This is a genomic window from Streptomyces sp. NPDC057428, assembly GCF_042803195.1.
Lineage (GTDB): Bacteria > Actinomycetota > Actinomycetes > Streptomycetales > Streptomycetaceae > Streptomyces.
In genome coordinates, this window is sequence record NZ_JBHVCT010000124.1 from 1 (window position 1) to 12,796 (window position 12,796).

Annotated in this window: 16 protein-coding genes; 7 read left to right on the top strand and 9 right to left on the bottom strand. The window is 68.0% G+C overall.

Going from position 1 to position 12,796, the window contains the following annotated elements; all coding sequences use genetic code 11:
* From ACFU5K_RS29190 to ACFU5K_RS29200, 3 genes are all read left to right on the top strand, one after another.
* The coding region (locus ACFU5K_RS29190) for a transcriptional regulator (RefSeq protein WP_384066907.1) at positions 1–971 on the top strand (971 nt) is incomplete at its 5' end.
* A gap of 155 nt (positions 972–1,126) precedes the next feature.
* Positions 1,127–1,462, top strand: a complete 336-nt coding sequence (locus tag ACFU5K_RS29195) for a hypothetical protein (protein ID WP_384066934.1) — start codon at positions 1,127–1,129, stop codon at positions 1,460–1,462.
* A gap of 122 nt (positions 1,463–1,584) precedes the next feature.
* Positions 1,585–2,034, top strand: coding sequence for a DddA-like double-stranded DNA deaminase toxin (locus tag ACFU5K_RS29200; RefSeq protein WP_384066909.1), 450 nt, complete (start codon positions 1,585–1,587; stop codon positions 2,032–2,034).
* Between the two features lie 75 nt (positions 2,035–2,109).
* Here ACFU5K_RS29200 and ACFU5K_RS29205 read toward each other — a convergent pair whose 3' ends face one another.
* The 8 genes from ACFU5K_RS29205 to ACFU5K_RS29240 all read right to left on the bottom strand — a co-directional run bounded on the left by ACFU5K_RS29205 (position 2,110) and on the right by ACFU5K_RS29240 (position 8,810).
* The gene (locus ACFU5K_RS29205) at positions 2,110–2,736 is read right to left on the bottom strand and encodes a hypothetical protein (protein ID WP_384066911.1); all 627 of its coding nucleotides are present in this window, start codon (positions 2,734–2,736) and stop codon (positions 2,110–2,112) included.
* A gap of 177 nt (positions 2,737–2,913) precedes the next feature.
* Positions 2,914–4,218: a tyrosine-type recombinase/integrase gene (locus ACFU5K_RS29210; protein ID WP_384066913.1), complete on the bottom strand. Its 1,305-nt coding sequence runs from the start codon at positions 4,216–4,218 to the stop codon at positions 2,914–2,916.
* A complete protein-coding gene (locus ACFU5K_RS29215; protein WP_189954344.1) occupies positions 4,218–4,445 on the bottom strand; it encodes a helix-turn-helix domain-containing protein in 228 nt (75 codons plus the stop codon). Before ACFU5K_RS29215 ends, ACFU5K_RS29210 begins: the two co-directional genes overlap by 1 nt.
* Positions 4,445–5,881, bottom strand: coding sequence for a replication initiator (locus ACFU5K_RS29220; RefSeq protein WP_384066915.1), 1,437 nt, complete (start codon positions 5,879–5,881; stop codon positions 4,445–4,447). The genes ACFU5K_RS29215 and ACFU5K_RS29220 overlap by 1 nt, the downstream gene beginning before the upstream one ends.
* Before the next feature lie 116 nt (positions 5,882–5,997).
* Positions 5,998–6,825: a DUF2637 domain-containing protein gene (locus tag ACFU5K_RS29225; protein ID WP_384066916.1), complete on the bottom strand. Its 828-nt coding sequence runs from the start codon at positions 6,823–6,825 to the stop codon at positions 5,998–6,000.
* A gap of 35 nt (positions 6,826–6,860) precedes the next feature.
* Positions 6,861–8,270 (bottom strand): FtsK/SpoIIIE domain-containing protein, encoded by a 1,410-nt coding sequence (locus ACFU5K_RS29230; protein WP_384066918.1) that lies wholly within the window; start codon positions 8,268–8,270, stop codon positions 6,861–6,863.
* A gap of 1 nt (position 8,271) precedes the next feature.
* The gene (locus ACFU5K_RS29235; protein WP_384066920.1) at positions 8,272–8,460 is read right to left on the bottom strand and encodes a hypothetical protein; all 189 of its coding nucleotides are present in this window, start codon (positions 8,458–8,460) and stop codon (positions 8,272–8,274) included.
* Positions 8,457–8,810 (bottom strand): hypothetical protein, encoded by a 354-nt coding sequence (locus tag ACFU5K_RS29240; protein ID WP_384066922.1) that lies wholly within the window; start codon positions 8,808–8,810, stop codon positions 8,457–8,459. The genes ACFU5K_RS29235 and ACFU5K_RS29240 overlap by 4 nt, the downstream gene beginning before the upstream one ends.
* Positions 8,811–9,000: 190 nt before the next feature.
* On the opposite strand from ACFU5K_RS29240, the gene ACFU5K_RS29245 reads away from it, so the two are divergent.
* The 4 genes from ACFU5K_RS29245 (at position 9,001) to ACFU5K_RS29260 (ending at position 11,771) form a co-directional block, all read left to right on the top strand.
* Positions 9,001–9,819: a GntR family transcriptional regulator gene (locus ACFU5K_RS29245; RefSeq protein ID WP_384066923.1), complete on the top strand. Its 819-nt coding sequence runs from the start codon at positions 9,001–9,003 to the stop codon at positions 9,817–9,819.
* A gap of 583 nt (positions 9,820–10,402) precedes the next feature.
* Complete coding sequence (locus ACFU5K_RS29250) at positions 10,403–10,615, top strand: type II toxin-antitoxin system HicB family antitoxin (RefSeq protein WP_384066926.1); 213 nt, start codon at positions 10,403–10,405, stop codon at positions 10,613–10,615.
* Complete coding sequence (locus tag ACFU5K_RS29255; protein ID WP_384066928.1) at positions 10,612–10,836, top strand: type II toxin-antitoxin system HicA family toxin; 225 nt, start codon at positions 10,612–10,614, stop codon at positions 10,834–10,836. The genes ACFU5K_RS29250 and ACFU5K_RS29255 overlap by 4 nt, the downstream gene beginning before the upstream one ends.
* A gap of 650 nt (positions 10,837–11,486) precedes the next feature.
* Entirely contained in the window at positions 11,487–11,771 is a 285-nt protein-coding gene (locus ACFU5K_RS29260; protein ID WP_384066930.1) for a hypothetical protein, read from the top strand.
* A 163-nt stretch (positions 11,772–11,934) separates the two neighbouring features.
* Here the strand turns inward: ACFU5K_RS29260 and ACFU5K_RS29265 are convergent.
* The coding region (locus ACFU5K_RS29265) for a tyrosine-type recombinase/integrase (protein ID WP_384066932.1) at positions 11,935–12,796 on the bottom strand (862 nt) is incomplete at its 5' end.

Genomic DNA, 12,796 nt, shown 5'->3' on the forward strand with positions numbered 1-12,796 from the left:
CACACCCGCGAACATCAGCGCACCTACCCCGACCAGCACAACTACCAACTCGGCGCCTGATCAACGACCTTCCCCCGAAAGGAGCCGCACCCTTCTCCGACAGCTACAAGAGCGTCGCGTCCCAACTTCCAGAACTGCTGCGCGATGCCGCGAAGGCCGTTGCCTACTACGACAGTGGAGACGAGCACCGGCAGGCCCTACTGGCCCGCGCCGAGGCCCTGCGGCTGGCCGGCACTTACCTCACCCAGGTCCGGCAGTACGACATCGCCTACACCGCCCTGGCCGGTGCGATCACGGATGCCCGGCAGGCCGGGGACATGCTTGCGGCAGGCTCGGGCGTCGGCGGTATGTGCTGGCTGCTGGTGCGGCAGGGCCGGCTGGACGAGGCGGAACAGATTGCCACCCAGAGCATGGACGCGGTGGAACCGAAGATCACCGGGGCCGAGCCGGATCACTACGCGGTGTGGGGTGGATTGGCGATGGAGGCCGCAGCCGCAGCCACCCGCAACAACCGTCCGGATGCGGCCAAGGAATACCGGAAGGCAGCCCGCGTGGCGGCAGCCGCCGTTGGTACGTCGCACCGCAACGTCTCCCGGCACTGGTCCGTTTTCGGGCCGGTCACCGCCGCGATGAAGGCCCTCGAAGACTCAATGGTCGTAGGAGACGCGCGCGCCGTGGTGCGCAAGGCAGGCGAGCAAGAGGAGTTGTCGCCCAAGGCGTGGAAGCGCTTGGGCAGGCCCAGCACGAACGACGGGAACCGATTCACCCTCGACGTGGCGCGCGCCCACACACGGACCGGGGACCTGTCGGCCGCCATGGACGAGCTGACCCGCGCCCGAGAGGCGGCCCCCGAGTGGCTGCGGCACCAGAACATGGCCGCCGAGACCATGCAGGAGATCCTGGGCAAACGCAAGCGCACCCTCACAACGGAGATGCGCGAGATGGCCTCCTACCTGGGCGTCGTCGGATAGCTACCACGCAACGCAATACTTCTGGCACGCTCCGTCGCCAACTGGCATGCCTCACCGATGGAGTGACGGACAGTAGCCCCCTACGGTCGCCGTATTCCATTCGGCTACCCAGGTGGGGGTGCACGGTGAGCACATCCAGGACCGACGCGGACCGCATGCGCCGCAGAGACCTCCATGACGCAGCGGCAGGCGTGACCGGTCCCCGCTTACTGCCATGGACCACTCAGGACGGAAACCCCTGCTACCTCAGCACCGACGGCAGGGGCTACCTCTCCTCACTCGCCGACAGCATCGAAGAAGTACAACTCGACATGGGCGAGGAACTCCTGGAGTACGCCCGCAAAGTCGTCGCCCCCGGAGCCAAGATGCTCTCGGCCTTCGAATACCGGTGGCTCGCCTGCCGGCTGACCGAAGCCCTGGCCGACGCACTCCGGGTCGCCGAATCACGCGGCGACCGCATCCCCGCCCCGCCCGAGAACCCCAACTCCTGACGGCAGTAGCGACGGCAACAACCACGGATTCCGGCGCACAACGACGGACTCCGGCGGACCCCGAAACCCCTCCCCACCTGCATAAAAGCAGCTAGAGGAGGGGCTGCCAGCACACGTACTATGTGCTGGCAGGTAAGACGCCGGTACTTGTTCACAACTGCAACGAGGCTGGGCTTGCTGCCGCAGAGCGGGCGGGCGACCACTTTGATCGCCCCGGGGGTGCCACAGGTGCTCTGCGTTCGGATGAGGGCGGGTGGTTTTCTGATCCGCTTTCCTCAGGAGGTAGGAATATCCACCCAAGCGTTGATGGAAATCCCGCACCTGGAACCAGGTCAGGGTTCAAGCATCACCTGGAAGCCCAGACTGCGGCGCTCATGCGCCAGAATCCCGGGATGCGGAATGCAACTCTTTATATCCACTTCCGGGACCCGGATGCTGTGCGAGAAGTTTGCGGAGCCTGTGCTGGAACTCTGGAGGACATGTTGCCGTCAGGCGCTTCCCTGACGGTTGTGTTCAGACAGTTGGACGGGACTATATTCCGATCAAGGCCCTACGTCGGTAACGCAAACTGACAATTAAGAAAAATGAGGCAGGGCCCGCATTTTGCGGGCCCTGCCTCATTTTTGTGCAAAATTCTGCTATGCCGCCTACTTTCGCCAGCGCACTCCAGCAATTCCTTCGAGGTAGGAGAGTCGGCCGAATTCCGATGCGACCACTTCTACATCCCAGCCTGGGCCGGAATCGGCCTTGACGGTCTCCGCGAGCGCGGCGCCCCCCATGAAAATCCGGTAACCAGGCGCCGGCCATTCCCAAGCGCCGAACGCAACTTCTTCCATGGGGGCGAGGATTTCTGTCAGTGTCTCTTCAGGAACAGCAAGTGCCCTGACTCTGGCGGCGGCGCCGTAGACGACTTCTCTTACGGTATTGTGTACGAGAAATTCAGTAAGCTGCTCCGGGTTCCTGCCCCAGGGCTCATATCGCTCTGCATCGAAAACACCGTCCGGGTCATCGGGGTCGATGCACCAGCGCCAGTCACCCGTAGCGTCCACCATGAAGATGGCCTTGCCATCCTCGGCGATTCGGATTCTTTCAGGCGGGATCATTGTCGTTGTGAACGTGAGTCGCTTCTCCCACCGTGAAGTCAGCGTATGCCATTCCTTTAGCGGATCGGGAAGCCAATCACAGGAGTCGGGAAGTGGTGTCGCGCTTCTGCTGGGAGCGCCGTGCCAGGTGACTAGGAAGTCAGGCAAATCAATTCTCTTAGGATCAATCACGCAATCATTCTCTCATGTGAGCGGCTTGGAGCTGTCTTCCTGAGGGGACTGCACCCACCGGCCGTGGTGGTCTGTGCAACGTCTACCGCGTGGCGCTGCGAACGCAACGCCGAGTGCCCCATCAGCCGCAGCTGATGGGGCACGTGAGGTCTCTGACGGCAGTAGTTGACGGCAACGTCAGCGGACGATGGCTCCGCACAGCGGCGGGTCGATGCCGTCGTCGCGGGGAGGTTCGTGGCCGGAAGGACCGTTGAGGGCGGCACTGAGGGTGTCGATGGCGTCGCGCTGGAGGCGGAGTCGGACGTGGGCGTAGACGGTGGCGGTGACGCCGATGTGGGCGTGGCCGAGGAGTTCCTTGATCACGACGAGTTCGACTCCCTGTTCCAGGAGCAGGGTGGCGGTCGAATGTCTGAGGTCGTGGAAGCGGATGCGGCGGAGGCCGGCCTTGCGGAGGAGCGTGATGAAGGTGCGGGTGAGGTTGGTCGGGTCGATTGGTCGGCCTTGCGCGGTGGTGAACACGTGCCCGTGGTGCAGCCAAGAGGAGCCCGCAGTTTCCTGCTCGTGCTGCTGCTCCTGATGGAGCTTCAGGGACTGGACGCAGCGTGTAGGCAGGGCGATGCGGCGTTCGGAGGCCCGGGTCTTGGTGGGCAGCGTGGTGAGCCCGCCTGCGGCGGTGCGCTGAAGGGTGCGGCGGATTGTGGCGGTGCCCGCGATGAGGTCGAGGTCTTCCCAGCGCAGGCCGAGGAGTTCGCCCTTTCGGAGTCCGGTGTGAAGGGCGAGTTCGAACAGCGCGTGCAGCCGGTGGCCCTGGGCTGTGGTGAGGAGTCGGCGGGCTTCGTCGGCGGTGAGGGGTTCGAAGCGCCGGGGCCGTGGGGTGCCGGTGCGGACGTTGCGGGCAACGTTGCGCGGGATCTCCTCCTCGCGGACGGCGTGTTCCAGGGCGGACTTGAGCACGGAGTGTATGTAGGTGAGCGTCAGCGGGGAGAGCAGCTTGCGGCAGCACTGGCCGGCGGCGCAGCAGCGGGGCTGGTCGCGGCGGGCGTCGATGCGGCGGGTGCAGCACTGGCAGGTGGTGCGGAGCTGGTTGAGCCAGGTGCGGATGTCCTTGGCGGTGAGCTTGGTGAGCTTCTTCTTGCCGAGGCCGGGGATGAGGTAGCGGTCGACGCAGGTGGTGTAGCGGGTGTGGGTGTTCTCTCGGAGGTGGTGGACGGCGACGTACTCCAGCCAGTAGGTCAGGTACGCGGCCAGGCTGCCCTGCGCGGAGGGGACGGGGAGGCCGCGGTTGCTGGTGGCGATCTTCTCGGTGAGCTTGGCCAGGGCTTCCTTGCGGGTGGTGCCGTAGACGCGGACGCGCTTTTGGGTGTTGCCGGGGGCGAGGACGTATCCGGCGGCTTCCCAGCGGCCGTCCTTGCGCTGGTAGACGGTGCCGTCGCCGTTGGCGCGCACACGGCGGGAGGCGGGGGTGTCTCGGGACGTGGTCATCAGGCGGCGGCTTCCTGTTCGAGGCGGGCGAGGATGAAGTCGGCGAGGGCGTGGGCAGGGATGCGGCGGGCGCGGCCGAGGGTGATCGACGCGAGCTGGCGGGTGCGGAGCAGGTCGTAGACGGCGGAACGGCCGAGCTGGAGGCGGGCCATGACCTGGGGCACCGTCAGCAGGTCCAGCGCTGGCTCTGTCTCCGGGTGGAGGACAGCGGGCGGGGGCAAGGTCATCAGCAGCCCCCTTCGGCGATGAACCGGCGTTCCAGCTCCCTGCGATGCCAGACGGCGGCAGCCAGGAGCGCGGCGCCGGGGCTGTAGCCCGAGCCGAGGTAGGTCCAGTGGCCGACGACGAGGGTGGTGTCCGGGTCGGGCTCGGGCAGGCCGGCGTGGGAGCGGGCCTGTTCGGTGCGCCAGGCGCGGCGGGCGGCGCGCAGCGCGCCGAGGGTGGTCGAGTAGGCGCGGGACTTGGTGGAGAAGTGGCCCCGGAAGCCGAGCATGTGTGCCCACTTCCAGAGCTTCAGTTCGGCGAACTCCGGCAGCCTGCCCAGCTCCCAGCAGGTGCGGATCATCTGCCGCACATGGCGTGCGACTGCGAGCCGTGGCAGTGGGCGGGCCTGTCCGGTGCCGTCGCAGGCGGTGCACGGGAGCGGGGTGCCGTGGGGCAGGAGGGTGGCGCCGCGTCCCTGGCAGGGGCGGCAGAAGAGAGAGCGGTCGAGGGTGCCGGAGGCGTCGGCGGACTTGGTGGCATACTTCGCCACGTAGGCGGCCACGGCCTGGTCGGTGAATTCGGCGTCGGTGCCGAAGGCGGCGATCTCGCGTACGTCGAGTTGTTCACCCCAGCTGAGTTCGCGTTCCCCGACCGCGTCCGACTCGACCGTGACACGAACCCGTGCGGCGGCGGCACGTACGGCGTTGGTGAGCACGGCGGCGGTGGCGTAGGGCGGCGGGGGCTGGCTGGTGCCGTCGAGGCGGATGACGGCGTGGAAGTGGACCAGGCCGCGCTGCTGGTACTCGGCGACCTTGGCGAAGGAGACCCGCAGGACCGCGTGGGCGGCTTTCTGGGTCATGCCAAGTCGGGCGGCGAGCTCGCGGCGCAGGTAGGTGGTGAAACGGGCCCACAAGGCTCCGGCGTGGGCGTTGAACAGGACCGCGCCCGCGTAGTCGTACGTCGCCGGGGTCAGCGGCGTCCCGACCAGTGCGTCCGTGGGTTCGTGGAGCTTGCGGCAGCGGCAGGGACGGATGCCGCCGCCGGGCGTGGTGGGGCGGTTGTGGACGGGGCCGAAGGACGGCGGTGTGAGGGTGACGAAGACGCGGGGGTGGGTGCGGACCGTATCGGGGACGGTCTTGCCGCCGGACAGGCCGGCGCGGATGAGGTGGTAGGTGTCGGCGGCGTAGAGGCGGGAGCAGGCCGGGCAGCGGGAGGCGCGGCGGTTGCCGCAGGCGGTGAGCAGGCTGCCCGTGGGTTCGTCGGAGGAGGTGTAGGAGCGCAGTACCTCGCCGGTTGTGGTGTCGACGGTCGTGGTCTGGCCGGTCAGGCGGACGGGTTCGGTGCAACCGCCGAGGCGTTCGATCTGCTGCTGTGCGCGGTCGAAGTCGGGGTGGTTGACGAGGTGGAGCAGGTCCCGCACGGCGGGGCTTGCCACCTGGCGCAGGTCCAGGGTGACCATCCGGGCGTGTCCCTTCAGTTCGGGTGGGTGGCCCCGAGCAGCAACCAGCAAGGCGAAGAGGGGCGGTGGCGCTGCTCGGGGCATGACGAACCAGGCCCGTTGGGTGGGCGTGGGGTTCAGCGAGGGGGGTGCGGCCGGTGAGGGCCGGGCTCAGAGCTGGGCGAGTGCGGCGGTGGCCACCGGGAGGGCGATGCCCATGCGGGTTCCCAGTTGGGCGGCAGTGATGGGCTGTCCGTGCTCGGCGTGGTGGGTGTCCGCGATGCGCCGGGCGGCGTTGAGCAGGGCGGCGGGCAGGGCCGGGCGGGAGGCGGTCGCCTTTGTCTTGGCGATGGCGACCGGGGCGGTGGCCTGGGCCGGGGCGGGGTTGGGCTCCAGTGCTTCGATGGTCGGGGTGACGGGAGCTGGATCAGGGGCCGGGGGGGGTCGGTGACCGGTGCATGGGTTGGGGATGGCACGGTATGGGCGAAGGCCCCATCGGTCACCGTCTCAGCGGCGGGGATGCGGACGGGTTCGGTGGCAGCCTTCGGGAGCGGGGGCGGCTGGGTGAGGGTGTGGAACTGGGCCAGGATTGAGGGGCCGACGCGGCCCCAGCCCAGCAGCAGGAGCGGGGCGACGGTGTCCAGGCAGGCACGTCCGTAGCGTCCGGTCAGCAGGGGCTCGGCGGTGTTCAGCGCGAGGGTGAGCAGCCCGCACAGGTGCAGCAGGCGGGTACCGGCCCGCATCTCGGGTTCTGGAACGCTGTGCAGGGCGAGGAATCGCAGCGCAACGAGGAGTCCGACGACCGACAGGTCCACCATGGGGGCGACCAGCGGGGCAATCGGGTGGGGTACACCGAGCCGCAGGGCGAGCGCCCATACGTTGCCGAAGGAGAAGACGAAGGCCAGGGCCGCGATGACCGCCATGACCGCGGTCACGGTGCGCCGGGTGAACCGTTCCTCGGTCATGTGTGGGGCCTCCTCCGGGGTGGGGTTCGGGATGATCACGGCCGTTTGGCCAGCGGCACGACGGTGCGGTCCGTCGGTGCGGTGCCGGCCCAGCGGCGCGTGCCGGGGAGGGACTCCAGGTACAGGGCCGGGTCGATGGCCAGGTGGGCGGTCGTTTCCGCGATGCGGGCCGCGTCGGCGTCCGGGACATAGGGGGTGCGGATGCGGGTGAAGCCGGGGCGGCCCTGCATCGCCATGACGGCGACGCCGACGTAGGCGGGGTCCTGCAAGGTCACGGGGCTGGCGTCCGGCCAGTTGCGGATGTCGTCCCCGAGTGCGGCCACGGCGGCTTCCGCGGTCTTCTGGGCGAAGGACAGCCCGACCGGGCACACGTCGCGGATGAAGGTGGGGATCGCGTCGCCGGTCACTTTCTGGCTGATCAGGATGACCAGGAAGCCGACTCTGCGGCCCTTCTTGACCAGGTCTTCGACCAGACGCGCGTTGTCCGCCGTCAGCGCCGCCAGGCGTTTCGTTTCCGGGTCGTTGCCCTTGTAGTCGCGGAAGTACGTGTGGGCCTCGTCGATGATCAGCACGGTCAGCGGCCAGACCTCCGAGGGGCCGACGTGCCACATGTTCTTCACACCGAGTACGTCACGGATCGCCGAGGACCGGGTACGCCGCAGCGCGACCAGCCGCTTGAACAGGGCGTTTGCCTCGTCCAGGTCGTCGCCGACGAACGCGAACAGACGGGTCCGCAGGTCGGCGTAGTCACCCTCATGGGCTGCCGACACCTTCCCGTCGGCCACCGCGAAGTGCACCGCGCGCGACGGCGCGAGGTCGCAGATGAGCCGGTTGATCAGCGAGGTCTTGCCCGCGCCGGGGGTACCGGCCACGGTCACGCCGGGCACGTTGGCCAGCGATACGCACACGGGGGCGGCGTACTCGTCCACGCCCAGCTCCCACCGCGACAGGTCGGCCGGCGGGCGTCCGGTGGGACGGTGCTCGGTCTGCGTGACCAGCGGATCGAGACGAATGCCCCGGATCACCACCCGGCCGGGGCCGTCCGGCAGCACGGACACCCGCGTGCACCGCCACGAGTCGGCCAGGAACCGGGCCGCGCGCTGGAACTCCTCCAAGCCGACCTTCGGCAGGCACTTTGCCCGCACGACCACACCGAACTGATCGGCCGTCACCTTGATCTTCGGAGTCAGCACGCACGGCGGGGGCGTCGTGCCCTTCGGCGCGGTCAGCTGCCCCAGCAGGCCGGGGGTCTTGTCGGTGACGGTCAGGCCCGCCATCCGCGCCAGGCGCATCCAGCCGCAGCGCACCCGCACGGCCTGCCGGATACTGGCCCGGGTGCCGCGGTCGGCGCGCACGTAGCGCACCAGGCCCAGCAGCAGCCAGCCTGCCACCAGCGCTATGGCGATGGGCAGTACGTCCGGCGCGTGGGCGATCACGGTTCCCATGTCACGCCCCCGCTTCGCTGAGCAGGCGGAACACGTCGCGAAGGTCGAGGGTCGCCGCGTCGGCCGGGCTCAGGCCCAGCACGTCGAGCACGGTCCCGGACACGGAGCACGTCAGAACGTTGTCGGTTCCCGGCAGGGGCCGGAGCGGATAGGTCTCCCGCTCCGGAGCGGGGCCTTCGAAGCGGATCACTTGGCCGCCTCCGCGGTCGTGAGCTCCAGGCGGGAGGCGCGGTAGGCGACGCCGTCGGAGAGCTGACCGTTGAAGATCCGAGCCCACGGGGTAGCGAACAGTTCCACGGGCCGCACCATCGCGCCCGGCTTGAGGCCGGCGGCCAGGCCCGTCTCCGGGACGGTGATCTTCAGGACCTCGGCCCGGCCGTCCTCCATCAGCATCACCGTCACCGTGTAGAGCGACGCACCGGTCTCCCGGTCGGTGGCGACCTCTCCGGTCTGCTGGTCCTTGATCTTCAGCACCGGATCGGTGCCCGCGATGCACACCGCCGACGGCAGCAGGGCAACACGGATACGGGTCATGGCCACGCCATCACATCCTCGTTCGATGGAGCCGCTTGATCGACCCGCAGACGAGCGTACTGATACACACGCACGGACGCAACGCATGAAACAAAGGAACGCATGGCCACCTACGAGAACCGCACGGTTGATAGACCGAGGCTGGGAGGTGCGCGGGTGTGCCATGTGACCGGATGTGCGGGCTAACCTGGGGGGCATGACCCTGCCGCTGGAAGAGGACCCGAGGCCGCCATTCGTCCAGGCCGCCGAAGTCCTCCGGCACGCGATCATCGATGGCGAATTCGCTCCGGGCGAGAAGCTGCCGTCGGCCCGCGCGCTCCAGAGCAGGTTCGGCATCGCCAGCTCGACCGTGCAAAACGCGCTGCGCGTCCTGAAAGACGAAGGTCTTGTCTACTCGGTGATGGGCCGGGGCAGTTACGTCCGGGACTGGATGAACGCTCCGATCCAGGCCCCGCCCGCCATCACCCCGTCCGAACCGGAGCAGACACCGGCCTTCAGCGCCGAGGACTCCCGCCCGCCGTACGTCCAGGCGGCCGATGAACTGCGCAGGCAGATCAACTGCGGGGAACTGGAACCGGGCGAGAGGCTTCCCACCGCCCGCGAGCTCCAGCAGACGTTCGGCATCGCGAGCGCCACGGCGCAGAACGCTCTGCGCCTGCTCAAGGACGAAGGTCTCATCTACTCGGTCCAGGGACGCGGCGTGTTCGTGCGCAAGCTGCATCCTGCACACAGTTTCGCCCTCAAGTCTCAGCACATGCTCGCGCTGGAGCGAGCCCGCGAGCAGGAAGACCGCGAAGCCGTCGCCCGGAGCGGCAAGACGGACGAAGAGACGGATGCCGAGATCCAGCAGACACGGACGGAGCTGGAAGCAGCACTGGCCAACGTCGAAGCGATCAAGGCCAGGCTCAACCTCATGGTCGCAGACCAGAACCGTCGGAAGCGACTGCGCGGCGAACGCACGCCAGAGGACGATGCCAGGCTGGAGAGGCTCAAAGACAAGCTCCGCCGCGAATAGACTCCCGCGACCACGAGCGGTTCCCGACAGCCGAAGCAGCCCAGAGCGAGCCAGCCACGACAGCGCGTTGGAGCTGTTCAGAGTTTCTTTACTTGATCAAGGCGGTCCGCTGGCGCGGCCCGCGCGCGCTCCGGCCCTGCGGGGCCGCCGCCCGCTCCTGTCTCCGCCCCGCTGGCGACGGCCCCGCCGGTCCGGGCGCGCAACAGACAGCACAGCGAACCACCTGGGGCGCTGCCCCAGACCCCGGCCCTCCCTCCGAGGGACAGGGGGCCGCGTGCGGGTGCGGCATCGTCGTGGTGTGGGTCATGGGTCGCGGGAGGGGTCCCTCGCCGCCCGGTCACCGGAGGCGTACCAGGAACCCCCGGGGGCCGCCAAGGCCGGGGCGCGAGCGTCCCGGGGTGAGCCTTCGCGGCCCCCGGGGAACCCTGGCCCGGCGAAGCTGCCCGACCGACGAGGGACCCCCTCCCGCTCAGGCCCGCAGCGTGCCGGGGCATCGGCCTCGGCTGCATCCGCACACGGAGCGGGCCGTACCAAGAGGCCGGAATACCGCAGTCGGCTTCGCCCGGCGTGCCAGACTTTGCCCATGACGCACGCACTGCATTTGACCGCCGCGGTCACCCACGAGGGCGAGTGGTACGTGGCCCGCTGTCTTCAGGCCGAGGTCGCCAGCCAGGGGGAGACCATCGAGGAGGCACTGTCCAACCTCCGCGAGGCGCTGGAGCTGTACTTCGAGGACGCCCCCGCCCCCGAAGTCACCGACGTGATCACCGCGCCCGTCGAGGTCCGCGTCGCATGAGCCCCGCTGTCCCCACCGGCCTGTCCGGCACCGAGATCGCCAAGGCCCTGGAGCGCGCGGGGTTTGGCCACGTCTCCACACGCGGCAGCCACGCCAAGTACCGCAAGGACGACCGCACCGTCATCGTGCCCCTGCACCGCTCTCTCGCGCCGGGCACCCTGCGCTCCATCCTGCGGCAGGCCGACTGGACCGTGGACGACCTCAACGAGCACCTCAAGTAGTCAGAGGTCTAGACCTCTGACGGCAGTAGTGACGGCAACAACCACGGACGCCAACGCACAACCACGGACCCCGACGGACCGTCGAAACCCTGCTCTACCTGCGAAACGCAGGTAGAGCAGGGGCGAGTGCCACACGTACTATGTGCTGGCGGGGACTGCGCCGGTCCTGGTTCACAACTGCAACTCCGGAGTAAACTCTGCTGGCGACGCGTGTGCTTGCGGAGGTGGCCCCCAGGCCTATTCAGTTGCTTTCGAGATGACTCTTGATGCAGCTGATTTCGGTCGATCGCGAGGTACGCATTTCAGGCGGGCAAATGAGGCGCTTGACGCGGCGCTTCAGTCGGACGCTGGCTTCGCTCAGTCGATGGAGCAAATGATTCCAGGGCTCGGTAGAGCTGTATCCTCGCAGGGGGGTAGGCGGACCCCGGCTGGGTGGACTTGGCAACATGAGCCGGCCTCCAACGCCGGCGGGCGACAGGGTGTGATGCGCCTCGTACCGCGTTCCCAGCATGACCCTGGGTCGCTCTGGCAGCATCTGTTGCATCCTGGTGGCTCCGGCGGCTACTCGGAGTGGGCAGTTCCGAACGGTGCCCCACGTAATAGGAGGTGACTCGACGATGTCGGTTACATTCACGCATCGAGACGGGGGTATGGAGGACGGCGCCGAGGCCGGTCTGTCGTCGCTCGTCGCTGAGCTCGATGGGCCCATCGATGATGAGCACCCAGACGTGTCGGTCACGGATGACAACTCCTCCTGGATTGTTTCAGCGTTCCAGGACGGAACCCTGGTTCTTGAAAATCTCGATGACAGCGACGTCCAGCCTCGTCATATCCAGCAGGTTTCGCGCGCGGAGATGGTCCGGGTAATGGCCATCTTGATTCGCGGTGACCTTACTGCTCTCCAGCAGTTGGACTGGCTTCCCGGTTACAACTAACTCGCAGAAGTAAGCCCCAGTCGGCGGTTACTGCCGACTGGGGCTTCTGTGTTCTCAGCGATGTCGAGGGGTAAAGAGGAGACGCGACTGCAAACTTATAGCCGTCTGAGGAGTGCGTTTGTGAGGCTTTTGTGCGTCGTGACGGCAGTAGTTGACGGCAACGTCAGCGGACGAGGGCGGTGGAAGGTGGCTCGTCGCCGCCGGAGCTGACCGTGTCGGCGTTCGTCGGGCGGTTGAGTACGTTGCTGAGAGCGTCGATGGCGTCGCGCTGGAGGCGGAGTCGGACATGGGCGTAGACGGTGGCGGTGACGCCGATGTGGGCGTGGCCGAGGAGTTCCTTGATCACAACGAGTTCGACTCCTTGTTCCAGTAGCAGGGTGGCGGTGGAGTGCCTGAGGTCGTGGAAGCGGATGCCGCGGAGGCCGGCCTTGCGGAGGAGCGTGGTGAAGGTGCGGGTGAGGTTGGTCGGGTCGATCGGCCTGCCCTGTGCAGTGGTGAAGACGTGCCCGCTGTGCCACGCGGTGCCTGCTGCCTCACGCTCGCGCTGCTGCTGTTCGTGGTGGCGCTTCAGTGAGTGAACGCAGCGGGTGGAGAGGGCGATGCGGCGTTCGGAGGCGCGAGTCTTGGTGGGCAGCGTGGTGAGCCCGCCTGCGGTGGTGCGCTGCAAGGTTCGGCGGATGGCGGCGGTGCCCGCGTCGAGGTCGAGGTCTTCCCAGCGCAGGCCGAGGAGTTCGCCCTTGCAGAGTCCGGCGTGGAGGGCGAGTTCGAACAGTGCGTGCAGTCGGTGTCCGCGCGTGGCCGCGAGGAACTGGCGGGCTTCGTCGGTGGTGAGGGGTTCGAAGCGTCGGGGCCGTGGGGTGCCGGTGCGGACGTTGCGTGCGACGCTGCGCGGGATCTCCTCTTCGCGGACGGCGTGTTCCAGGGCGGACTTTACGACCTCGGGGGAAATTGAGATGCGGGCGTGCTGGCCTGGCGGTTCGGCTGGTGGGTGATCAGCAGGCGGTGTCGCGGACGAGGACGAGCTC

Excerpts from the sequence above, each read along its gene's own strand:
- ACFU5K_RS29210 (WP_384066913.1), bottom strand. The coding sequence starts at position 4,218 with ATGACCACGTCCCGAGACACCCCCGCCTCCCGCCGTGTGCGCGCCAAC.
- ACFU5K_RS29195 (WP_384066934.1), top strand. The coding sequence starts at position 1,127 with ATGCGCCGCAGAGACCTCCATGACGCAGCGGCAGGCGTGACCGGTCCC.
- ACFU5K_RS29255 (WP_384066928.1), top strand. The coding sequence starts at position 10,612 with ATGAGCCCCGCTGTCCCCACCGGCCTGTCCGGCACCGAGATCGCCAAG.
- ACFU5K_RS29260 (WP_384066930.1), top strand. The coding sequence starts at position 11,487 with ATGGAGGACGGCGCCGAGGCCGGTCTGTCGTCGCTCGTCGCTGAGCTC.
- ACFU5K_RS29220 (WP_384066915.1), bottom strand. The coding sequence starts at position 5,881 with ATGGTCACCCTGGACCTGCGCCAGGTGGCAAGCCCCGCCGTGCGGGAC.
- ACFU5K_RS29225 (WP_384066916.1), bottom strand. The coding sequence starts at position 6,825 with ATGACCGAGGAACGGTTCACCCGGCGCACCGTGACCGCGGTCATGGCG.
- ACFU5K_RS29215 (WP_189954344.1), bottom strand. The coding sequence starts at position 4,445 with ATGACCTTGCCCCCGCCCGCTGTCCTCCACCCGGAGACAGAGCCAGCG.
- ACFU5K_RS29230 (WP_384066918.1), bottom strand. The coding sequence starts at position 8,270 with ATGGGAACCGTGATCGCCCACGCGCCGGACGTACTGCCCATCGCCATA.
- ACFU5K_RS29245 (WP_384066923.1), top strand. The coding sequence starts at position 9,001 with ATGACCCTGCCGCTGGAAGAGGACCCGAGGCCGCCATTCGTCCAGGCC.
- ACFU5K_RS29250 (WP_384066926.1), top strand. The coding sequence starts at position 10,403 with ATGACGCACGCACTGCATTTGACCGCCGCGGTCACCCACGAGGGCGAG.